The following is a 23,187-nucleotide window of genomic DNA, read 5'->3' as shown; positions in this document are numbered from 1 at the left end:
TACTGGTCAACTAATACATGACTGATATATTAGATTGAGTGCAACAATATGTTGTAGATCACTCGACGTCAAGGGCGTCGTTGGGACAAGGTGCCGCCGGCCGGTTGCGCCGGCACTTTTCAAGGACACGAGGAGGAGGCCTGATGAGCCTTGCAGTGGAAGACGAGGCAGCGGCCCCAGCGGAGCTTTCGCTGTCGGAACAGGCTTACCGAAACCTGCGCGACCAGTTGATCATGCTGGAAATCCGCCCGGGCGAAGCCATCAATGACTCAGCCGTGGCGGCGAAGCTCGGAATTGGGCGCACCCCGGTGCGCGAGGCGCTCAAGCGGCTGGAAATCGACCACCTGGTGATCTCCTACCCGCGAAGGGGCACCTTCGCCACCCGGGTCGACATCACGGAGCTGGCCGACATCTCCGAGATCCGTGAGCTCCTGGAGCCCCTGGCGGCGCGGCGGGCGGCCCGGACCGCCACCGCGGACATGCGGGCCAGGCTGCGGGAACTGGCGGCCGACATCGCCGGTTCGGGCCCCGGCGGCGCAGACCAGCAGGCGCTCATGCGCTATGACATTATGGTGCACCGGCAGATCTATGCTGCCGCGGCCAACCCGCACCTGGAGGACGCGCTCATCCGGTACGACAACCTGGCCACGCGTATCTGGTGCCTGGTGCTGGACAAGATCCCGTCGGTGGCCGGGCACATCATTGAACACGTTGAGCTGCTCGAGGCCATTGCCGACGGCGATGCCGAGCTGGCCGGCAGCCTGGCCCTGGGCCACGTGACCAGCTTTGAGAAGACGGTCCGCAGCGTGCTCTAGGACTTGCGCCCGGGTGCGTGCGGGGCGGGACCCGCGGTCGCGGCAGCAACCTTGGCGGCGAGGTGAAGGTCCAGCAGGTGGCCGGACGCGCGCGGGTCCCCGCCCAACAGTTCCTGGATCTTGTTCAGTCTCTTGTGCATCGTCTGCCGTTCAACGTTCAAGGTCAACGCCGAGGCCGTCGTGTTGCACCCCGAGTCCAGCCAGCACAGCAGGCTCGCCAGCAGGACGGTGCCGTGCTTTCGGTCCCAGTCCAGCAGCTCCCCGACACTCGAGCGCACATACAAGTCCCAAAAACCCGGCCCGGGCACCATCCCCAGGACCCTCCGGGCCAGGAAGTCCATGGCATCGAACACCTCGCCCGTTTCAGTCAGCCCAAGCCCCAGGGTTGCCTGCGCCTCCACGTAGGACTCGTGCGCGCGGACACCGTCGCCCACGTTCGGCCCGAATGCCGCACAGGCGTCTGTGCCCCGCACGGCGTCCCGCGCTGCGCGGAGCAGGGCTTCGCGGGCCTTCCGCGCATTGTCGCGTGGCAGGGCAAACAGCACGGCCAGCTCCCCGTCCCACAGGTGCGACCTGCCATTCACTCCCCGCACACGCAGGGCACGTTCGACGGCAGAGAAATTCACTTCCCTGCCTGAGGAACGAAAGACGGCCATGACCGCGGCCTGGCCCGGCTGCAGCCCGGCCTGCAGCCACTGCCGCTGGACCGTTGCGGCCCCGGCGCCCTCAATCAGCGATTCCAGCAGGCGCGCATCGGCGACCTGGGCCGGCGTCGGTCGAAAGGCCTGCGCCAGGGCCAGGGCCAGGATGCCGGAAAGCCGGTCGGCCGCCAGTTTCAGCAGGAACGGGTCCGGCGACAGTGAACTGAGGGTCAGCTGGGCTGCGAGCTGACCGCCAACCACGATGCCGGCCACCGCCGTTGACCCATCCCCCGTGACGGCGCTGCCTGCATGGCCCAGGGACGTGCCGTCGGCAGCTGCCAGGGACACCTCTGCCGCGAACGCATCGGCGATCAGGTCGAGAATGGTGGGCAGGTGGGGGCCCTTGTCGGTAATCTGGCGGGCAATGCGCCGTGAGACGTCGTCGACGATCAGGTGGGCGTCGGCCTGCTCGTTGACCACCAGGCGGTTGACCGCCTCGGCAATATCGACAAAAGGCGCCACCGCGCGGAGGTCGATCAAGGGCAAACCCCCCTCGTTGGCCACGGCAATCAGCCGTGGCGGCAAGGGTGCGGAATGGCCCGCCGTCTGCAAGGCCAGCGCCGCGACGTTCCGGGCTGCGAGGCTGCGGATATATTCTTCCTGTTCCTGCGGGGGCAGGGCCAATAAGGCCTCGCCCCCGGAGAGCAGCAACTCGCCCCCGCGCAGGAGGGGTGCGATCTCGAGGACCTCGCTGGAATGCACCCACCGGACCACGCGGTCCAAGGTGCCGGGCACATTGCTGCACAGCAGCGGGTCGGCGGCGGACATCGACGCCGAAGCAAGGACTTCTGCGAGCGTAATCATGGAGCTCCCTCAGCAATATACGACATTTTGTCGTCTAATAATGAATTAGTGTAGTCGAAATGTCTCTATTCTGTGCCGTGGATCACCCATAAGCTGGAGCAACATTGCATCCCCAGCACAACGTAGTGAATCGAGACCTGCATGAGCCGAACTAGAGTACGGTCGCACGAAGCTGCGACCCTTGAGGTCGAAGACGTCCTGCAGCCCATCCCCGAATCGGCACGCACCACCAAGCTGTCCGGCCAGTTCTGGATCTGGGCGGGCGCCAACGTCGCCCCCATCAACTGGATCCTCGGTGCTCTCGGCATCTCGCTTGGCCTGGGCCTGAGGGACACGATCACGGTCCTCATCGCCGGCAACATCATCGGCATGATGGGCTTCGGGTTCTTTGTGATCCTGGGCCAGCGGACCGGCGCCACCGGCATGCTGCTGGCCCGCGGCGCCTTTGGCCGCCGGGGCGCCTATCTGCCGGCGGCCATCCAGGCGACGATTGCCATCGGCTGGTCCGCCGTAAACACCTGGGTCATCCTGGACCTCGTCATGGCCCTGTTCGGCATGATCGGCTGGGTGGATCCGGGCCAGCGCAACCTCCTGGTGCGCATCGCCGTTGCCGCCGTCATCATGAGCGTGCAGGTGGCCATCTGCTACCGCGGCTACCGCGCCATCGCCAAGTTCGAACGCATCACCATGCCGCCCACCATTATCGTCCTGGTCGCGATGTCGATCATCGCCTGGACGCACCTTGACATCAACTGGGGCTACGCGGGACCGGCCGGCGCCGTCCTGGAAGGCCTCCCGCGCATCGCCGCGATGTCCTCCATCATGACCGTCATCGGCATTGGCTGGGGCATCGGCTGGTTCACCTATGCCCCCGATTACTCCCGCTTCGTCAGCCGCAAGGTCAAGCCTGCCAAGCTGTTTCTGGTCAGCGTCCTGGGCCAGTTCCTGCCCGTCGTCTGGCTCGGCATCCTCGGCGCCAGCCTCGCCACCAGGAACGGCTCGGCCGACCCCGGGGAATTGATCGTCTCCAGTTTCGGCACCATGGCCATACCGGTCATCCTGCTGGTCATCCACGGCCCCATCGCCACCAACATCATCAACCTGTACACCTTCGGCGTCGCCTTCCAGGCTCTGGATGTGAAGATCTCCCGCCGCAAGCTCTCGATCCTAGTCGGCATTCTATCCATGGGCGCCGTCATCGCCTTCATGTTCGCGCAGGACTTTGCGACGATCCTCGACACCTGGCTCGGCGCCATTGTGGCCTGGGTGGCCACCTGGGGCGGCATCATGGCCGTGCACTACTTCATCTTTGAACGGCGCCACAAGGATTATTCGTACCTGTTCCTGGATCCGAAGTCCACGGCGCTGAAGTCGATCAACCCCCCGGCGTTCATTGCGTTCTTCGCCGGCCTCATCATGACGTGGCTGTTCATGTACGGCGGCATCCCCGCACTTCAGGGTCCCATCGCCAAGGCCATGGGCGGCATCGACATCTCCTGGCTGGCCGGCACGCTCACATCCTCCGCCATCTACTTCGGCCTCGGTTACCCGCGCTTCCGTAAGCGCATCCGGGCCGGCGTGCCCCTCGGCATTCGCGCCAACCTGCTCGAAGAATCCGTCCTCGCGGTGCACGGCGATGCCTGCGTGGACAGTACCCCGACACCGGAGCCCGTGGCCTGAGACCGGGCCGCCACCCAAATTTCACCATCAATGCAAAGGAATATCCCATGACCATCTCAACTTCCTCCGCCGCCACCAACGTTTCCGAGCTGGAGCGCCTGAAGACCCTGCACAACGGCAGCAAGCAAAAGCTGACGTTCTCCGACGCGGAGTTCGAACGCCGCCTCAATGGCCTGCGCCGGATCATGGCCGAAAAGAACCTCGACGCCGTCGTCCTGACCAGCTACCACAACATCAAGTACTACTCCGACTACCTCTTCACCTACTTCGGCCGCTCCTACGCACTCGTCGTCACCGCCGACGATTCCGTCTCCATCACCGCCAACATCGACGCCGGCATGCCCTGGCGCACCAGCTACGGCGACAACATCGTCTACACCGACTGGCGCCGCGACAACTTCTACTTCGGCATCCAGGAAGCCCTCAACCGCCGCGGCATCAAAGCCACCCGCCTCGGCGTCGAAGACGACACCCTCCCGGTCCTGCTCCGCGACAAACTCCAAGCCGCCTTCCCCGACGCCACCCTCACCGACGTCTCCCAAGCCGCCATGCGCCAACGCATGATCAAGTCCGCCGAGGAAATCGAAGTCATCAAACACGGCGCCCGCATCGGCGACCTCGGCGGCGAAGCCATCAAGGCCGCCATCACCGAAGGCATCACCGAATACGAAGTCGCCCTCATCGGCACCGAAGCCATGGTCCACGAAATCGCCCGCACCTTCCCCGACCAGGAAGTCCGCGACACCTGGGTCTGGTTCCAGTCCGGCATCAACACCGACGGCGCCCACAACTGGGCCACCACCCGCAAACTCCAGCAAGGGGACATCCTGTCCCTGAACTGCTTCCCCATGACCAGCGGCTACTACACCGCCCTGGAACGCACCCTCTTCCTCGGCGAACCCGACGCCCGCTCCCTGGAACTGTGGAACGTCAACGTCGAAGTCCACGAACGCGGCCTGGAACTGATCAAGCCCGGCGCCGTCTGCAAGGACATCGCCGCCGAACTCAACGAGATCTACATCAGCCACGGCCTCCTCGCCAACCGCACCTTCGGCTACGGCCACTCCTTCGGCGTCCTCTCCCACTACTACGGCCGCGAAGCCGGACTGGAACTGCGCGAAGACATCGACACCGTCCTGGAACCCGGCATGGTCGTCTCCATGGAACCCATGATCACCGTCCCCGACGGCCAACCCGGCGCTGGCGGCTACCGCGAACACGACATCCTCGTCATCGACGAAAACGGCGCCGAAAACATCACCAAATTCGGCTACGGCCCCAACAACAACATCATCAACCCCTAACCCCCACCCCACAACCACAGCTGCGGCGGCCAACCCACCCGCCGCAGCATTCACCATTTGTACACCGCACCCACCGAGGAGCACCACCATGGACACATCAGTATTTCTCGAAGACCTGGACGCCTTCGCCTACCGCGAAGCCTTGGCGTCCGGGGAGACGATTGTCCTCATCCCCGTCGGGTCGCTGGAACAGCACGGGCCACACCTGCCTCTGGGGACGGACACCATCCTGTCCACGCATTTCGCGGAGGCGGTGGCCAGGCGGCTGGGGGCACTTGTTGCCCAGCCCATCGCCTACGGCTACAAGTCACAGCAGAAGTCCGGCGGCGGCAACCATCTCTCCGGAACCACCAGCCTGGACGGCGCCGCGCTCATCGGCATAGCGCGCAACCTGGTCAAGTCCTTCCTCAACCAGGGCGTCCGGCACGTGGTCTTTGTCAACGGGCACTTCGAGAACTACCAGTTCCTCTACGAAGGGATCGATCTGGCCCTGGAGGAACTCGGGATCGGGCCGGGGGCGGGGCAGAGCGTATTGCTGCTGTCCTATTGGGACTTTGTCAGCCAGGAAACACTGGCCCAGGTCTACCCCGACGGCTTCCCCGGCTGGGAAATCGAGCATGGCGGGGTGCTGGAGACCTCGCTCATGCTTCACCTTGAGCCGGCCAGGGTTGACATGGACCGTCTGGTGGACGGTCCGGCCGCGGTGTTGCCGCGCTTCGACCGGCTCCCCGTGGTGCCGGAGCGGACGCCGGCCACCGGCTGCCTGTCCTCGGCAGCCGGGTCCAGCGCAGCCAAGGGTGAACTGCTCCATGGCCAGGTTGTTGAGGACCTGTCCCTGGATCTGGCCGGCGAGCTGCTTACCGTCCCCGCAGGCGTGCCAGCCTAGCGGGACAAACTCTTGGCCTATCCAACTCAATTGCCTTGAGTGCAACAAATGCGCCGCAGCGGAACAATTCCCGCTGCGGCGCATTTATTGCATCTCGTGGCAAATTAAGGCGCAGGCAACCCCTTGACAGTGACTCGTGCCACACATAGTCTGGTGCAACAGTGTTGCACTGATTGCAACTCATAGACATCGCAACTCCAAACTTTTTTGGTGGACCAATGACAAATCGCAAATCCGCAGGCACCGGCAAGACGGCAACGATGCCGGCCACGCCCGCTGCCCTGACCCTGAGTGGCCAGCAATACCCCAATGACGGTGCCGGAGTTTCCAAGGGCACCCTGCGCCGCGTTGTTGGCGCCAGCTTCATCGGCAACTTTGTTGAATGGTTTGACTACGCCGTCTACGGCTATTTGGCAGTCACCATCGCCCATGCGTTCTTTCCCGAGGCGGACAAGCAGACCGGCCTGCTGCTGACCTTCGGCCTGTTCGCTGTCTCCTTCTTTGTCCGCCCGCTCGGCGGGTTTGTCTGGGGGCACATCGGCGACCGGGTCGGACGCAAGAATGCCCTGTCGCTGTCAATTTTGATCATGTCCGCCGCGACATTCGCCATCGCGCTTATCCCGGGCTACACAGTCATTGGCATTTGGGCGCCGATCCTGCTGCTGCTGGTGCGTGTGGTTCAGGGCTTCTCGGCCGCCGGCGAATACGCCGGCGCCTCAGCGTTCCTGGTGGAGTACGCCCCGGCGAACCGCCGCGGCATCTACGCCGCCGTGGTCCCGGCCAGCACGGCCACCGGGCTGCTGCTTGGCTCACTGATCGCGTTGCTGCTGTCCGTTTCCCTGTCACCGGACCAGATGAACTCCTGGGGCTGGCGCCTGCCGTTCCTGCTGGCGGCACCGATGGGCTTGATTGGCCGGTACATCCGCACCAGGCTGGAGGACACCCCGGCCTTCCTGGCCCTGGAAAAGGAAGACGAGGCCGTCAAGGCCCCCGTGACGGCCCTGTTCCGGGAACACTGGCGTCCGCTCCTGATCGCCGTTGGTGCGGTGGTGTTGAATGCCGTCGGCTTCTATGTGGTCCTCAGCTACATGCCCACCTACCTCAGCGAGGTGGTGGGGCTGAGCTCCTCGGCGTCGTTCCTGGCCACCACCGTGGCCCTGGCCACATACATTGGCTTCATCTTCCTCACCGGCCTGGCTTCAGACCGGTTTGGCCGGAAACGGGTCCTGATCACCGCGTCGATCCTCTTCGTGCTGCTGACCGTTCCGGCGTTCATGCTTTTGGCAACCGGGAACTTCCTGGTCATCCTGCTGGTTCAGATCCTGCTCGGGGCCATGCTGACCCTCAACGATGGAACCCTGCCGAGCTTCCTGGCCGAACTGTTCCCCACGAAGATCCGCTACAGCGGATTCGCCGTGAGCTTCAACCTCACCAACGCACTCTTTGGCGGTACCGCACTGTTCGCCTCGACACTGCTCATCAAGCTCAGCGGCTCCGACCTGGCCCCCGGCTGGTACCTCATGGGAGCTGCCGTCGTCTCCCTGATCGCGGTGTCCCTCGCCAGGGAAACCTCCAAGGCCCCGCTCCAAAGCTGAGCCCCCTTTCCCTCCGCATTCCAACAACCCCACCCCTGACAAGGAGTCACCATGACCATCTCAACTTCCTCCGCCGCCACCAACGTTTCCGAGCTGGAGCGCCTGAAGACCCTGCACAACGGCAGCAAGCAAAAGCTGACGTTCTCCGACGCGGAGTTCGAACGCCGCCTCAATGGCCTGCGCCGGATCATGGCCGAAAAGAACCTCGACGCCGTCGTCCTGACCAGCTACCACAACATCAAGTACTACTCCGACTACCTCTTCACCTACTTCGGCCGCTCCTACGCACTCGTCGTCACCGCCGACGATTCCGTCTCCATCACCGCCAACATCGACGCCGGCATGCCCTGGCGCACCAGCTACGGCGACAACATCGTCTACACCGACTGGCGCCGCGACAACTTCTACTTCGGCATCCAGGAAGCCCTCAACCGCCGCGGCATCAAAGCCACCCGCCTCGGCGTCGAAGACGACACCCTCCCGGTCCTGCTCCGCGACAAACTCCAAGCCGCCTTCCCCGACGCCACCCTCACCGACGTCTCCCAAGCCGCCATGCGCCAACGCATGATCAAGTCCGCCGAGGAAATCGAAGTCATCAAACACGGCGCCCGCATCGGCGACCTCGGCGGCGAAGCCATCAAGGCCGCCATCACCGAAGGCATCACCGAATACGAAGTCGCCCTCATCGGCACCGAAGCCATGGTCCACGAAATCGCCCGCACCTTCCCCGACCAGGAAGTCCGCGACACCTGGGTCTGGTTCCAGTCCGGCATCAACACCGACGGCGCCCACAACTGGGCCACCACCCGCAAACTCCAGCAAGGGGACATCCTGTCCCTGAACTGCTTCCCCATGACCAGCGGCTACTACACCGCCCTGGAACGCACCCTCTTCCTCGGCGAACCCGACGCCCGCTCCCTGGAACTGTGGAACGTCAACGTCGAAGTCCACGAACGCGGCCTGGAACTGATCAAGCCCGGCGCCGTCTGCAAGGACATCGCCGCCGAACTCAACGAGATCTACATCAGCCACGGCCTCCTCGCCAACCGCACCTTCGGCTACGGCCACTCCTTCGGCGTCCTCTCCCACTACTACGGCCGCGAAGCCGGACTGGAACTGCGCGAAGACATCGACACCGTCCTGGAACCCGGCATGGTCGTCTCCATGGAACCCATGATCACCGTCCCCGACGGCCAACCCGGCGCTGGCGGCTACCGCGAACACGACATCCTCGTCATCGACGAAAACGGCGCCGAAAACATCACCAAATTCGGCTACGGCCCCAACAACAACATCATCAACCCCTAACCCCCACCCCACAACCACAGCTGCGGCGGCCAACCCACCCGCCGCAGCTGTGTTTAAACCACGGGCCAGTAAGGAAAGATGGTGTCCATGACTACTTCCGCAGCCACGGCCGGCGCCGGCAACGGCACCTCCGATCCCCGCGGGACGTCCGTGATTGTCAACGCCATTGCCGTGCTGCGCTGTTTTTCAGCGCAGGAGCCGCTCCTGGGCGTGACAGAAATCGCCCAGAGGGTGGGCATGCACAAGAGCAGCGTGTCCCGGATCCTGGCCACCCTGGAGCAGGAAGAGCTGGTGGAGCGGGATCCGGATTCACGCCGCTTTAAGCTGGGCCTGGGGCTGATCGCCGTGGCCGGCCCGCTCCTGGCCGAGCTGGAGGAACGGCGCGCCGCCTATCCGCTGCTGCGCCGGCTGACGGAACAGACGGGCGAAACCAGCGCCCTGATGGTGTGGAACGGCCGCGAATCCATGTGCGTGGAGCAAATCGCCAGCCCCCAGCAGGTCAAGCACACGGCCCCCCTGGGCGCCCGCTACCACGATGCCCTCAGCGCCTCGGTGCAGGTGTTTCTTTCGCAGGAACCGGAAGAGCGGGTGCGCGCCCTGCTCCTCGACGGCACCATCTCCCACCCCGGCCTGGACGACGCCGGGCTCCAGGCCTATCTCCTCCGGCTCGCCGGAGTCGCCCCGCTCGGCTACGCCACCAACTACGGCGAGTCCTCGCTGGACGAGGTGGGCGTAGCGGCCCCGGTCTACGACCACCGAGGCGACCCCGTGGCCGCCGTCCTGATCCCCGCACCCAAATTCCGGGTGTCGCAGGAGCGGCTGCAGACCCTCGGCGAGGCCTGTGCGCGGACGGCGGGCCTGGTCACCAGCCGCCTCGGCGGCTGACGGGCCCGGGCTGCGCGCACATCCACAAATTCCAAGGAGCAAGCATGTTCGAACCGAGGGGCGAAAACGCCTTCGACCACAGCCTTCACGGTGGCACCGCCCCCATCACCATGCAGTGGCACTTCCTGGACGAGCTCCGGCTCCCGGTGGCCGTCCAGACGTGGGAGCTGCCGCCCGGAGGCACCGAGGGCATGCATTCCCACTCCCCGGATGATGCCCCGTTGGAGGAGTTTTACCAGGTATTGGACGGGACCGCCCGCATGCAGCTCGGCGACCAGGTGCACCATCTGGGCCCGGGCGACTCCGTGTACGCACCGTCCGGGGTGGACCACGACCTGGCCAACACCGGCGACGGGATCCTGCGGGTGCTCGTCATATGGGGTGAACCGGGACGTGCGGATTTCTCCGGGTTCGGTTCCGCCAGGGCGGCCCGCGCCCGGCGGCGTGCCGTCCCAACCGGTGTATTGCCCGGCACAACTCCCGCAGTTGCCCGTCGTCCGGACGCCGGCTCGTCTCTAGCGGACGGCTAGGATATGACAAGAAGTTTCCACATAGGAGCATGACCATGCCAGAGGCACTCCGCCACGTATATTTTCTCTCCGATGGAACCGGCATCACCGCCGAAACCCTAGGCAGCACGCTGCTGACACAGTTTCCCCACGGCCGCTTTTACCGCACTACTGTACCGTTCATATCGACCATCGCCAAGGCCAGATCGATCGTCAACGAGATCGACCAGATGGCGCTGCGGGACGAAGCGCCATTGGTGTTCTCCACAGCGGTTGATGAAAATATTCGCAACGAATTGGCCAAGTGCAAGGGGGTCCTGGTGGACCTGATCGGCGCGCATGTACCGGTATTGGAGAAGGCACTTCACACCAAAGCCAGCCATCAGGCCGGCCAGGCACATGGCTTGGGAAACGCGTTGAGATACCAGTCGCGGATGTTGGCCGTTGAGTACGCGATGGAGCATGACGACGGCCAAAGCCTGCGTGCACTGGAAAAGGCGGAGGTCATCCTCATCGCACCATCGCGTTGCGGCAAGACTCCCAGCACCATGTTCCTGGCCCTGCAGCACGGGGTCTATGCGGCCAACTTCCCGCTCGTGGACGAGGATTTTCCCGGGAACACCCTGCCGGAACCCCTGCGGCCCTACAAAACCAAGTGTTTCGGCCTGACGTCCAACCCCATGCGCTTGAGCCAGGTCCGGACCGAACGTCGGCCCGGCTCGGACTACGCGTCCCTGCGGCAATGCGGAATCGAACTGCGCAGCGCAGAACGCATGTACGCGACGCACGACATCCCGCATCTGAATTCCGCCAGCATGTCCGTGGAGGAAATCTCGGCGGTGATTCTGGAAAGGATGGGATTACGGCATTAGCTGTTGCCCGGCCCCGGCTGCCGCAACTGGAGCGACGACCGGAAAGTGTGATGCAGTACATGGCCAGCCCGTCCCCTTCGCTGCGAAGATGGACCGAAGTGGTTGCCCAACAGACAACCACGATTTATATTCAAGGAGCACTGACAATGACGACAGACATCCTCTGGTTTTCCGAACTTGGCCTAAAAGATCTGGACCGGGTTGGCGGCAAGAACGCGTCCCTGGGAGAGATGGTAGGGAACCTGACCGGCGCCGGGGTGAAGGTTCCGGACGGATTTGCCACGACGGCGGATGCCTACCGGCGGTTTTTGCGTGAAACCGGCGTTGAGGCGAAGATTGCTGGAATCTTGGCTGATCTGGACACCGAGGACGTCCGGGCGCTGGCCGAGGCCGGGTCCGCCATCCGCAACGCCATTGTGGACACGCCCTTTCCGGTGGATCTTGAGGCGCAGCTGCGCGCCGCCTACGACCAGCTTGTGGCAAAACACGGCGGTTCCACCGAGCTTTCCTGGGCGGTTCGGTCCAGTGCGACCGCCGAAGACCTCCCGGACGCATCCTTTGCCGGGCAGCAGGAGACCTTCCTCAATGTCCGCGGCATCGAGAACATCCTAGCGGCGGTCAAGGACGTTTTTGCCTCGCTCTACAACGACCGCGCCATCGCCTACCGTGTGCACCACAAGTTTGAACATCTGGACGTGGCCCTGTCGGCGGGCATCCAACGGATGGTCCGTTCCGACGTGGGGGCAGCAGGGGTCATGTTCACCATGGACACCGAGTCGGGTTTCCAGGATGCGATTTTTGTGACCTCCTCGTACGGATTGGGCGAGGCAGTGGTCCAGGGGGCCGTAAACCCGGACGAGTTCTACGTTTACAAGGAGGCGCTCAAAGCCGGCCGTCCGGCCATCCTCAAACGAGGCTTGGGGGACAAGGCGCTGACCATGGCCTACACGGACAGCGAGGAAGTCGGCCACACCATTGAACTGGTTGCCACCGATCCGAAGCTGCGGCGCCGCTTCAGCATTACGGACGACGACGTCCAGCAGCTCGCGCGCCATGCCTTGGCGATTGAGGAGCACTACGGCCGTCCCATGGACATCGAGTGGGGCAAGGACGGCCTGGACGGCGAGCTGTACATCCTGCAGGCCCGGCCCGAAACGGTGGTGTCACGCCAGTCGGCGGGCGAGCTTTCGCGTTATCGGCTGGAGGGGACCGGGAAGGTGCTCACGGAGGGCCGTGCGATCGGCCAGCGGATCGGTGCGGGACCTGTGCGCATCCTGTCCTCCATTGACCAGATGGCGGAATTTGAGACTGGCGACGTGCTGGTGGCGGATATGACGGATCCTGACTGGGAACCGATCATGAAGCGCGCCTCGGCCATCGTCACCAACCGCGGCGGGCGGACCTGCCACGCGGCGATCATTGCCCGTGAACTGGGCATCCCGGCGGTGGTGGGCACCGGCGATGCCAGTGTGGCGCTGGCCGAGGGAACCAATGTGACGGTTTCCTGCGCCGAGGGGGAAGCCGGCTTCATCTATGCGGGGCTCTTGGCGTTCCGGGTGGAGGTGACCGAACTGGACAGCCTGCCTGAAGCGCCGGTCAAGGTCATGATGAACGTCGGAACCCCCGAGCAGGCTTTCACCTTCGCCCAGTTGCCCAACCATGGCGTGGGGCTCGCCAGGCTGGAATTCATCATCAACAGGCAGATCGGCATCCATCCGAAGGCGCTGCTGAATCCGGCGGACCAGCCCGCCGACGTCGCGGAGGTCATCCAGGAGCGGATCGCCGCCTATGACGGCCCGCTGGACTACTACGTCAAGCGCCTGTCCGAAGGTGTCGCCACGATTGCTGCGGCATTCGCCCCGGAGCCCGTCATTGTGCGCATGTCCGACTTCAAATCCAACGAGTACGCAAACCTTGTGGGTGGCCCCGCCTATGAACCGAACGAGGAGAACCCGATGCTCGGTTTCAGGGGCGCCTCGCGCTACCTTGAACCGTCATTTAGGGACTGCTTCGACCTGGAGTGCCAGGCCCTGGCCTATGTGCGCAACGAGATGGGCCTGACAAACGTCAAGCTGATGATCCCCTTCGTCCGGACGTTGGAGGAAGGCCGGGGCGTCATCGAGCTGCTGGCACAAAACGGGCTCCGCCGCGGGGAAAATGACCTGGAAGTGGTCATGATGTGCGAGCTGCCCTCCAACGCCCTGTTGGCCGACGAGTTCCTGGAGATCTTTGATGGCTTCTCCATCGGCTCCAATGACTTGACGCAGCTGACCCTCGGCTTGGACCGGGACTCCGCGATTGTGGCGGCCAGCTTTGACGAGCGGAACGCGGCCGTCAAGAAACTGCTCAGCATGGCCATCCGGGCGTGCAAGGCCAAGGGAAAGTACGTGGGCATCTGCGGGCAGGGGCCAAGCGACCACCTCGATCTGGCCGAATGGCTTGTAGCTGAGGGCATCGATTCCATCTCGCTCAATCCGGACACGGTCGTGGAGACGTGGCTTCAGCTCGCCTCCATGGCCCCGGCGGTCTAGACACTAGACGACAATGGCTGCCCCGTTCCACGGAACGGGGCAGCCATTGTCAGGGACCAAGCAGCTCGCACGCCTCGTCGACGGTATCCACCACGTGCACCTTCTCGGCCATGGCCCGGCCGTTGGCCAGCGCCGACAGCAGCGCCCGGACGGGCAGTTCCTCTTCCCAGTGCCGGCGCCCCACGAGGACCATGGGCGCCACGGCTTCCTCCGCCGCATAATAGTTCTCGCACGCGTCCTGGAAGATTTCCTGGACGGTGCCGGCCGCACCCGGCAGGAAGATGATGCCGCCGCCGGAGCGGGCCAGCAGCATGGCCTCCCGGATCGAGTTGGCGAAATATTTGGCAATGCGGGTGGCGAACAGGTTGGGAGGTTCGTGGCCGTAAAACCAGGTGGGGATGCCCAGGCTGTCCGCCCCGCCTGGGAAGTCGTCGAGCACCCGGCCCGCGGCCCGCGCCCAGGCGGTGATGGACGGCCGGAAGCCGGGGACGGCGGCCAGGGTGCGCAGCGCGCTCCTCAGCGCGCCGGCGTCGTACGCGGAGAGATATGCACCCAGGTTGGCGGCCTCCATGGCGCCGGGGCCGCCGCCCGTGGCCACCATGAAACCCCGGGCCGCCAGCGTCCTGCCCAGTTGTGCCGCCTGAGCGTAGCCGGCACTGCCGCGCGCCGCGGCGTGCCCGCCCATGACGCCCGCCACGGGCTTACCGGCCGAGGCGCAGTCGTCCAGGAATCCGTCCAGGACAGCGGAGATGGCATGGTCGTGCATGGCGGTGGCGAGCGTCGCATCCAGTGCCCGGCCGTGTCCGTCCTGCAGCGTCCACTGGTAGATTTGCGCGTCCGGGACGGCCTCGTACTCGGTCCCGGCAATGCCGGCATACAGCTCGGCGGCCGTGTAAAGGCGCCCGCGGTAGGTGCTGAACGGGATGTTGGGAAGCGTGGGGAAGATCAGCGCCCCGCGCGCCCTCAGCGCTTCCTCGATCCCCTCTGCAAAGCGGCAGCCCATGAAAATGGCGCCCGACGCCCGCATTCCCGCCAGCTCTACGGAGCGGAGCCGCAGGTCCACGGATTGGAAGTGCCAGCCGTGCATGGAGGTGGCGCCGCGCGCCAGCAGGGCGTCGAAGCCGTCCAGGCCGTCGACGTCCACGGTCCGGTTGCGCGGGGCGCGTGGTGCTTTCACGCCTTTAGCTTAGCCACGCCGTCGTGCCTGCCGGGCACACTGGAACCGGTACGGTGGTAGAGACTGTTTTTCCCATACGTTTTCCATGCCCGACGCCGGCAGCCGGCTTGGGTGCCAAACCCGCGCTGCCGTCCCGACCTCCAGGAGCCCCCATGAACGAAATCACCACCGCCGACGTACTTGCCGCCGATCCGGGCGTGCAGATCATCGACGTCCGCGAGGGCGACGAGCTCGCCACCGGCATGATCGCCGGCGCTGTGCACCTGCCGTCCGGATCCGTGCTGGAACGCGCCGGCGAACTGGACAGTTCGCGCCGCGTCATTGCCGTCTGCCACGGCGGCGGGCGCAGCGGCCGCGTGGCCGCCGCCCTCACCGAACTGGGCTACGACGCCGACACCCTGGTGGGCGGCATGAGCAACTGGGCGGCCGAAGGCCTGCCGATGGTGGCGCCGGAGTAGGGTTCCGCTGGTTGGGCCCCGGAGTCAGGCCGGGCTGAACGCGTTGCGGAACGCGGCCAGCGCGGTGTCGCTGTCGCCTTGGGCCCACGCCTCCATGCCGACCGTGCCGTCATAGCCGGCGTCGGCGAGCGCGCGGTATACGGCGGCGTAGTTGATCTCACCGGTGCCTGGCTCGCACCGCCCGGGCACGTCCGCCACCTGGACCTCGCCAAGGTGCGGCAGCGATGAACGGACCAGTTCGACGAGGTCCCCCTCCCCCATTTGGGCATGGTAAAGGTCAAGCATCATCTTCACATTGGGGTGCCCGGCCGCCTCCACGAGGGTCCGGGTGTCCTTGGCGCGCGCCAGCGGAATGCCCGGGTGGTCCAGGATGGTGTTGAGATTTTCCAGGCAGAACGTCACGCCGTGCCGGGCTCCGAACGCGCCGAGGCGTTCCAGGGTGCGCACGCCGGTCAGCCACATCTGCCCCGTGGCACGGAAAACAGGGCGGGCGGCGTGGCCGTCCATCAGCTCGGCCGAATGGACCACCATGCGCGGAATGCCCAGCTCCAATGCTGTGGGGATGAGCCCGGCGGCGGTCCGGACCACGTCGTCGCAGCTGTCCGGGTCCACCACGCTGCCGGCTGAATATCCCGTCATGGAGGAAAACACGGCACCCGTGGCCTTGAGCGCCGCGACGTCCTTGCTCCGTGAGTCCCACAGTTCGACGTCGAAGCCGGCGGCATGGATTTTGCGCACCCGCTCCCCAACGGCAGCGACGTGAAGACCATTTCCGCGCAGACGGCCAGGCGCATCAGGCACCTGCCGCGTTCCTCGAAGCGGCGATGCCCGACGCAGCACCGGCGGCGGCCGAGATCTTCGGTGCCGGCGCGACGACAGCAGGCAGCCCCGACTGCACGGACTCAATGCAGGCCAGCGCCATGGCCAGGGCGCGCCGCGCGTCCGTGCCGACCGGCGTGGCGCCGTCCGGCGCCGGGGTCCCAGCGATGGTGGCGGCGAAATCGGCGAGTTCGTCCGTATAGGCCTGCTTGAACAGTTCCACGTTCAGCCGAGGGGTAGCGGCGGAGAGGCCCTCAGCCGTGTAGCGCCGGGCAGCGGTTTCCGTGCTCCGGCCCGCCTGAACCATGCCCTTGGAGCCGAACACCTCACCGCGGACGTCGTAGCCGTAGAGCGCACTGAAATTCGCCTCGGCCACGGCAATGGCGCCATTGCTGTACCGGATGGTCACCACGGCGGTGTCCAGGAGGCCTTGTTCCTTGATTCCAGGCTCCACCAGGGCGTCGGCCACGGCGTAGACCTCCACGGGCTCGGCACCGGCATTGAACCAGTTCAGGGTGTCGAAGTCGTGGATCAGGGTCTCCATGAAGATGGTCCACGGCGGGGTCTTGGCCGCGCCGGGGATGCTGCCGGTGCCGGGGTCCCGCGTCAGGGAGCGCAGCAGCTGCGGCCGGCCCACGATGCCGCCGGCAATGTCCGCCTTGGCGGCCAGGAAATCGTCGGCAAAGCGCCGGTTGAAGCCTACCTGGAAGTGCACGCCCGCTGCGGCCACGTCGGCCAGCGCCGCATCCAGCTCGGCCAGGGACAGGCCTGCTGGCTTCTCGCAGAAGACGTGCTTCCCGGCCTTGGCAGACTGGGAAATGAGTGGGGAATGGAACCTGGCCGGGCTGGCGATGACAACGCCGTCAATGGCGGGGTCGTCAAACAGGTCCGCCGGATCGGCGCCCACCTTGGCCACTCCGAGCCGGGAGCCCAGCTCCTGTGCCGCCGCGGTCGCTGGGTCCGCGATTGCCTCGAGCACGACGCCGGGCAGCCGGCGAGCGATGGTCTCGGCGTGGAAGGCGCCCATCCAGCCCGCGCCAATAAGACCCAGGCGCACTGCCGGGGCACGCGGGATGGATGATTCTTGCAGATATGCCATTGGAGGTCTCCGTTCCAGTTGACTTGCTGGCCGGCGTGTTGGCCACATGGTTTGTGTTGGGAAGCACCAGCTGGATTCGCCCTCTTGCCAGGCGCCGGGCACGTGCTCCGTGGCGGCGCTTCGGCCGGCCCGCTCCCCCGGGATGGCGCCGGATTTCATCCGTCACCTCCATGGTAAGGGCCGGTCCGGCCAGGGTCCGCTCCGCAGCCGAGGCCCCGCCGACGACCGCCGCCGGGCCGGTCGCCGAGTGCAGCGGTTTTTAGCGGGGCGTCTGCCCGGTGGTTTCGGCGACCTCAGCCTGGACCTGATCCACGAGTTCGCCGTGGCCGCCCATGGCCTCGAGTTCGTGGGCCAGTTCCGCGAGTTCGGCGCCGCCTGCCATCTGGGCGGTCAGTTCCTCCAGCGTGATGTCCTTCTTGTCGTAGTAGCCGATCGACTTGCCACGCTTGAGCAGCAGGAACCTGTCCCCGACGGGGTAGGCGTGGTGTGGGTTGTGGGTGATGAAGATGACGCCGAGTCCGCGGTCGCGGGCCTGGAGGATGTAGCGCAGCACCACCCCGGACTGCTTCACGCCAAGTGCGGCCGTGGGCTCGTCGAGGATCAGCGCCTTCGCCCCGAAGTGGACGGCACGGGCAATGGCCACACACTGCCGCTCCCCGCCGGAGAGCTGGCCAACGGGCTGTTCGACGTCGCGCAGGTCGATCCCCATTTGGGCCAGTTCGCTCTTGGTGACCTCCTTCATCCGCTTGACGTCCAGGCGCCTGAACGGCCCCCGCCCGATGGTGATTTCCGAGCCGAGGAAGAAGTTGCGCCAGATCGGCATCAGCCCCACCACGGCCAGATCCTGGTAAACGGCCGCAATGCCGGCGTCCAGCGCCTCGCGGGGGCTGCCCAGCCTGCGCTCCTCCCCCATGATCTTGAAGGTCCCCTCGTCGTGCTGGTGCAGGCCGGCGATGATCTTGATCAGCGTCGACTTGCCCGCCCCGTTGTCGCCCAGGACGCAGGTGACCCGGCCCATGTCCACGGCCATGGTCACCTCCGTCAGGGCGATGATGTTCCCGTAGTGCTTGCCCACCGCCTCCAGCTCCATCAGGTGCACGGGCGTGTGGGTCAGTGTGTCCTTCTCGTGCTGCAAAAGGGTCTCCTGGTCAATGTCGGGTCCTGCGCCGTGGGCTCCGGTCCCAGCGCCCCCGGGGCCGTGCTTGGCAGTTTCGTTGGAAGTCATGTCGTTGGAAGCCATTGTCTCTTCGTCCCTACTTGCTGTCCGCGCGGCGTTTGACGATCAGGTTCACGATGGTGGCCAGCAGCAGCATCAGGCCCAGGAAGAACTTGAACCAGTCCGGGTTCCACTGCGCGTAGACGATGCCCTTGTTGGCCATGCCGAAGATGAACGCGCCGATGGCGCCGCCAATGGCGGAGCCGTAGCCGCCGGTGAGCAGGCAGCCGCCAATCACCGCGGCGATGATGTACAGGAATTCGTTGCCGATCCCCTCACCGGACTGTACGGCGTCGAATGCGAACAGGTTGTGCATGCCCAGGACCCAGCCGCAGAAGCCGACGCCCATGAACAGGCCGATCTTCGTCCACCTGACCGGCACGCCGACGGCGCGGGCGGCGTTGGCGTCGCCGCCGACGGCGAAGATCCAGTTCCCGACTCGCGTGCGCAGCAGCAGCCAGGAGGTAATGGCCACCAGGATGATCCAGATGAACACCGGGGACTTGATATCCACGCCGGCAATGATGAAGTCATTGGAGAAAACGGCCTGGGCCGAGGCGAAGCCGTCCATGGTGGCGATGGACGGGGTGGCGACGCTGCCGCCAATCAGACGGGTCAGCGCCAGGTTCAACCCGGTTAGCATCAAGAAGGTGGCCAGGGTGACGATGAAGCTGGGCAGCTTGGTCTTCATCAGGATCCAGCCGTTGACGAATCCAATGGTCAGCGAGACCACCAGGGCCAGGCCCACCCCGATCCACACGTTCGTGGAGAAGTACCAGCTGAACAGGGATGCCGTCAGGGCCGAGCTGATCACGGCCACGCCGGCGGAGAGGTCGAACTCCCCGCCAATCATCAGCAGGGCCACACCCACGGCCATGATGCCGATGGTCGAGGAACCGTAGAGCACGGTGGCGAAGGAGTTCGCCTGCAAAAACACCGGCGCCACGATGGAAAAAAAGATAAAGAGGACGATGGCGCCCACCAGGGCGCCGATCTCGGGCCGGCCCAGCAGGTTCGCCACCATACTGCGCCTGCCGACGCGTTCATCAAGGGCCGGCGGGGGCTTTATGAGCGTTGTCATGAGTTTCTCCTGTCTTGCCCGGGTCCGCGGGTGCACCCCGCGGACCCGGAGGCAAGCCATCCTTAGCGGATGCCTTCCTTGGCGAACTTGAGAATCGCCGGGGCGTTGGTCTTGTCGACGATGGCCGGCCCCGTCAGCACGGGCCGCCCGCCGCCAACCTTGAAACCGCCACGGTAGTTCTGCCACAATGCGTCCACGGAGTCGTAACCCTGCAGCCACGGCTGCTGGTCAACCGTGAACTCAACCTTGCCGTCGATGATCGACTGGATCAGCTCGGCGTTGAGGTCGAAGGAGACGACCTTGACCTTGCCGGCCAGGTTCAGGGACGTCACTGCCTTGACAATGGTGGCCGTGAACGGCGCACCCAGTCCTACGATGGCGTCTGCGCTTGGGGTCGACTGCAGCTTGGCGGTGACCGTCGAGGACACCTGGGTCATGTCCGTGCCCTGCACATAGAGGATCTCAGTTCCCGGCACCTTGGTCTTGACGCCGGCGCACCGGGCTTCCAGGGACACGTTGCCCTGCTCGTGGATCACGCAGATCGGGTGTTTTATGCCCTCCTCCGCAAGCTTCGTTCCCACGGCGGCACCGGCGACGCTTTCATCCGAGCCAAAGTGCGTGAAGGCGCCGACGCTTTGGAACACGTCCCCACCGGAGTTCAGGCTGACCACCGGGATGCCAGCGGCTTCGGCCTTTTTTAGCACATCCCTGAGCGCATCGGGCTTGGCCAGGGTCACGGCGATGCCGGCCACCTTTTGGTCGATGGCCTGCTGGACGAGCTGAGCCTGCCGGCCGCCGTCGGGGTCGGAGGTGTACAGCAGGTCAACATTGTCCTTCGTGGCCGCCTCCTGGGCGCCCTTGCGGACGATGTCCCAGAACGTGTCGCCCGGGCCGGCGTGGGTGATGAGCGCGATCTTAATGCTCGGCGTGGTGGCCACCTGTCCGCCACTGCCGCCGCCGGCTGCGGTTTCGGCGGGGCGCCCGCCTGAACTTGAACAAGCGCTCAATGCGAGCATCGGCACGATGGCGGCAACTACGGCCAGCCTTTGCCAGGAAATCCTTTTCACTTGCAGTCTCCTTCTTGGGACTCATGCCGGAGCATCGTTGCCCGGCCAGTAAATTCCGCTACCTAGATCATCGTGACGAGAATCACTAAAGTCAATAGTTTGTCCTGACATTAGGATGTTTTAACGTGGATTTGTGGCCTTTTCGTGATTGTTACGGTCCACAACGCCTGCGCAACACCATCGAGGCTATACCTCACCCCGCACCACGTGGCAGTACGACGCCGGGCCGTCACCCTTCGTGCGAAAGGTGACGGCCCGGCGTCGTACTTGGATGGGGCTTGGGAGCTACCCGTTGAACCCGGCGGGGTGCGGGCCAGTGCGCCCGTCGCGCTCCAGGGCGTCGACCGCGGCAAGCTCGGCATCCGTCAGCGCGAAGTCGAGGATGTCCAGGTTTTCCGCTATGCGCGACGGCGTAACGGACTTGGGGATGATGACCCGGCCCTGCTGCAGGTGCCAGCGCAGGATGACCTGCGCCGGCGTACGGCCGTGGGCCGCGGCGATGTCGGTGATGGCGGTCTCGCTGAGCACGCCGCCCTGGGCCAGCGGGCTCCACGCCTCGGTGGCGATGCCGTGCGCGGCGTTGAAGTCCGCGATGGTGCGCTGCTGCAACGCCGGGTGGAGCTCTATCTGGTTGACGGCCGGGACGATTCGGCCCGCGTCCAGGATGCGCTGCAGGTGCTCGGGCAGGAAGTTGGAAACGCCGACAGCCCTCACGCGGCCCTCGGCCAGCAACTCTTCCAGGGCCCTCCAGGATTCCAGGAAAGCATCCGTTGCCGGGGCCGGCCAATGGATCAGGAACAGGTCCAGGTAGTCCAGGCCCAGTTTTTGCAGGCTGGAGTCATACGCGGCCAAGGCCGAGTCGAAGCCGAGATCCTCGATCCACAGCTTGGACGTGACAAACAGTTCCTCCCGAGCAATTCCGGAGGCGGCCAGGGCGCGGCCCACGCCGGCCTCGTTGCCATAAATCGCGGCGGTGTCGATGCTGCGGTATCCGGCGGCCAGGGCGAGTGATACCGCGGTCTCGGTCTCGGCGTCGGGCACCTGGAAGACGCCGTAGCCGATTTGGGGCATTTCCACGCCGTTGTTCAGGGTGATGGTGTTTTGTGTTGCCGCGGTGCTCATAATTTCTCCTTGAATGGACGTTTGGAAAGTGGCTGGCCGGGAATTGGCTGGTCAGGCGTTGGCCGGAAGGGCGGCAGACTTGGCGTTCACGGCGGCAAAGGTGCGCTCCTGACGGCGGTTGTCCGCGGCGGCCACGGCCATCACGACCAGCCCCAGCACCGTCAGGCCCGCGCCGGCCCAGATGGGTGAGGTGTAGCCAAGTCCCGCCGTGATCGCGACGCCGCCCAGCCAGGCGCCTAGGGCGTTGCCCATGTTGAAGGCGCCAATGTTGGCGCCCGAGGCCAGGGTGGGTGCGGAGGAGGCGTGTTTCATGACGCGCATCTGCAGGCCCGGGACGGTGGCAAAGCCGAAGCCGCCCATGAGGAACAGCGCCGCAACTGTCATGACCTGGCTGGTGGCGGTCAGGGCAAACAGGACCAGGATGACGGCCAGGACCGAGATCACCACCAGGAGCGTCTTGTCCACGTTGCGGTCCGCAGCCTTGCCTCCGACCGTGTTGCCAATGAACAGGCCAACCCCGAACAGGACCAGCAGCCATGGCACGGTGGTGGCCGCGAATCCGCTGACCTCCGTCAACGTAAAGGCGATGTAGGTGAAGGCTCCGAACATGCCGCCGTAGCCCAGAATGGTGACAGCGATCGAGAGCCAAACCTGGCGTGACTTGAACGCACGCAGTTCCCCGCGCAGTCCGGCAGGTTCCTCAGTCCGGGCGATGTTCGGGACGAGTGCCAGAATGCCGATCAGCGCGATGACGCCAATGACCGTGATGGCCCAGAAGGTGGCGCGCCAGCCGGCGTGCTGGCCCAGCAGGGTGCCAAAGGGGACGCCGAGCACGTTCGCCACGGTCAGCCCGGTGAACATGATGGCAATCGCTCCGGCCTTCTTGTTCGGGGCCACCATGTCGGATGCAACCACGGCACCGATTCCAAAGAAAGCGCCGTGACACAGTGCGGCGATGATGCGCCCGGCCATCATCACCGCGTAATCCGGCGCAATTGCGGAGATCAGATTGCCGGCGATGAACAGCAGCAAAAGGCTGGCGAGCACCGGCTTGCGGGGCAGCCTGGTGACGGCCGCGGTGACCAGCAGCGCGCCCACCACCACCGTGAGGGCATAGCCGGAGATGAGCCAGCCCGCCGTGGCTTCGCTGACATGGAAGTCGGCCGCCACTTCCGGAAGCAGCCCCATGATGACGAACTCTGTCAGTCCTATGCCAAAGCCGCCAACGGCCAGGGCTATCAGGCCAAGAGGCATGATT

General features: G+C 65.2%; 20 protein-coding genes. 11 read left to right on the top strand and 9 right to left on the bottom strand.

What is annotated here, in order from left to right; translation table 11 throughout:
- Positions 1-143 precede the first annotated feature (143 nt).
- A complete protein-coding gene (locus CVV68_RS04225; RefSeq protein WP_110499755.1) occupies positions 144-815 on the top strand; it encodes a GntR family transcriptional regulator in 672 nt (223 codons plus the stop codon).
- Here CVV68_RS04225 and CVV68_RS04220 read toward each other — a convergent pair.
- Positions 812-2,320: a PucR family transcriptional regulator gene (locus CVV68_RS04220; protein WP_110499754.1), complete on the bottom strand. Its 1,509-nt coding sequence runs from the start codon at positions 2,318-2,320 to the stop codon at positions 812-814. The two genes, CVV68_RS04225 and CVV68_RS04220, sit on opposite strands and share 4 nt — an antisense overlap.
- Before the next feature lie 141 nt (positions 2,321-2,461).
- Here CVV68_RS04220 and CVV68_RS04215 point away from each other — a divergent pair, with 141 nt between their 5' ends.
- From CVV68_RS04215 to ppsA, 9 genes are all read left to right on the top strand, one after another.
- Entirely contained in the window at positions 2,462-4,000 is a 1,539-nt protein-coding gene (locus CVV68_RS04215; RefSeq protein WP_110499753.1) for a purine-cytosine permease family protein, read from the top strand.
- A gap of 47 nt (positions 4,001-4,047) precedes the next feature.
- On the top strand, positions 4,048-5,304 hold the full coding sequence (locus CVV68_RS04210; protein ID WP_110499750.1) for a M24 family metallopeptidase: 1,257 nt from the start codon (positions 4,048-4,050) through the stop codon (positions 5,302-5,304).
- Between the two features lie 88 nt (positions 5,305-5,392).
- Positions 5,393-6,190, top strand: a complete 798-nt coding sequence (locus tag CVV68_RS04205) for a creatininase (RefSeq protein ID WP_110499752.1) — start codon at positions 5,393-5,395, stop codon at positions 6,188-6,190.
- A gap of 260 nt (positions 6,191-6,450) precedes the next feature.
- Positions 6,451-7,785: an MFS transporter gene (locus CVV68_RS04200; protein WP_438502610.1), complete on the top strand. Its 1,335-nt coding sequence runs from the start codon at positions 6,451-6,453 to the stop codon at positions 7,783-7,785.
- 51 nt (positions 7,786-7,836) lie between these two features.
- On the top strand, positions 7,837-9,093 hold the full coding sequence (locus tag CVV68_RS04195) for a M24 family metallopeptidase (protein ID WP_110499750.1): 1,257 nt from the start codon (positions 7,837-7,839) through the stop codon (positions 9,091-9,093).
- A 78-nt stretch (positions 9,094-9,171) separates the two neighbouring features.
- Positions 9,172-9,978, top strand: coding sequence for an IclR family transcriptional regulator (locus CVV68_RS04190; RefSeq protein WP_110499749.1), 807 nt, complete (start codon positions 9,172-9,174; stop codon positions 9,976-9,978).
- A 44-nt stretch (positions 9,979-10,022) separates the two neighbouring features.
- Positions 10,023-10,508, top strand: a complete 486-nt coding sequence (locus tag CVV68_RS04185) for a cupin domain-containing protein (protein ID WP_110499748.1) — start codon at positions 10,023-10,025, stop codon at positions 10,506-10,508.
- A 29-nt stretch (positions 10,509-10,537) separates the two neighbouring features.
- On the top strand, positions 10,538-11,359 hold the full coding sequence (locus CVV68_RS04180; RefSeq protein ID WP_110499747.1) for a pyruvate, water dikinase regulatory protein: 822 nt from the start codon (positions 10,538-10,540) through the stop codon (positions 11,357-11,359).
- Positions 11,360-11,505: 146 nt separating this feature from the next.
- A complete protein-coding gene (ppsA, locus tag CVV68_RS04175; RefSeq protein WP_110499746.1) occupies positions 11,506-13,890 on the top strand; it encodes a phosphoenolpyruvate synthase in 2,385 nt (794 codons plus the stop codon).
- 49 nt (positions 13,891-13,939) lie between these two features.
- Here the strand turns inward: ppsA and CVV68_RS04170 are convergent, their stop codons facing one another.
- Complete coding sequence (locus CVV68_RS04170; RefSeq protein ID WP_245933326.1) at positions 13,940-15,067, bottom strand: LOG family protein; 1,128 nt, start codon at positions 15,065-15,067, stop codon at positions 13,940-13,942.
- Between the two features lie 152 nt (positions 15,068-15,219).
- Here CVV68_RS04170 and CVV68_RS04165 point away from each other — a divergent pair, with 152 nt between their 5' ends.
- Positions 15,220-15,525: a rhodanese-like domain-containing protein gene (locus CVV68_RS04165; protein ID WP_110499745.1), complete on the top strand. Its 306-nt coding sequence runs from the start codon at positions 15,220-15,222 to the stop codon at positions 15,523-15,525.
- A 24-nt stretch (positions 15,526-15,549) separates the two neighbouring features.
- Here the strand turns inward: CVV68_RS04165 and CVV68_RS04160 are convergent, their stop codons facing one another.
- From CVV68_RS04160 to CVV68_RS04130, 7 genes are all read right to left on the bottom strand, one after another.
- Positions 15,550-16,326, bottom strand: coding sequence for a TIM barrel protein (locus tag CVV68_RS04160; protein ID WP_306415681.1), 777 nt, complete (start codon positions 16,324-16,326; stop codon positions 15,550-15,552).
- A complete protein-coding gene (locus CVV68_RS04155) occupies positions 16,319-17,443 on the bottom strand; it encodes a Gfo/Idh/MocA family oxidoreductase (protein WP_110499744.1) in 1,125 nt (374 codons plus the stop codon). Before CVV68_RS04155 ends, CVV68_RS04160 begins: the two co-directional genes overlap by 8 nt.
- Before the next feature lie 259 nt (positions 17,444-17,702).
- Complete coding sequence (locus tag CVV68_RS04150) at positions 17,703-18,533, bottom strand: ATP-binding cassette domain-containing protein (protein ID WP_245933339.1); 831 nt, start codon at positions 18,531-18,533, stop codon at positions 17,703-17,705.
- A gap of 163 nt (positions 18,534-18,696) precedes the next feature.
- The gene (locus CVV68_RS04145) at positions 18,697-19,740 is read right to left on the bottom strand and encodes an ABC transporter permease (protein WP_110499743.1); all 1,044 of its coding nucleotides are present in this window, start codon (positions 19,738-19,740) and stop codon (positions 18,697-18,699) included.
- 62 nt (positions 19,741-19,802) lie between these two features.
- Positions 19,803-20,807, bottom strand: coding sequence for a substrate-binding domain-containing protein (locus CVV68_RS04140; protein ID WP_245933325.1), 1,005 nt, complete (start codon positions 20,805-20,807; stop codon positions 19,803-19,805).
- Between the two features lie 285 nt (positions 20,808-21,092).
- On the bottom strand, positions 21,093-21,929 hold the full coding sequence (locus CVV68_RS04135; RefSeq protein WP_110499742.1) for an aldo/keto reductase: 837 nt from the start codon (positions 21,927-21,929) through the stop codon (positions 21,093-21,095).
- 51 nt (positions 21,930-21,980) lie between these two features.
- Positions 21,981-23,183 carry an MFS transporter gene (locus tag CVV68_RS04130; protein ID WP_110499741.1) on the bottom strand — a complete coding sequence of 401 codons (1,203 nt, stop codon included), beginning with the start codon at positions 23,181-23,183 and terminating at the stop codon, positions 21,981-21,983.
- Positions 23,184-23,187 lie beyond the last annotated feature (4 nt).

Origin of the sequence: Arthrobacter livingstonensis, assembly GCF_003219815.1 — a bacterium.
GTDB classification, from domain to species: Bacteria; Actinomycetota; Actinomycetes; order Actinomycetales; family Micrococcaceae; genus Specibacter; species Specibacter livingstonensis.
This window is presented reverse-complemented; position numbering and strand designations above follow the sequence as displayed.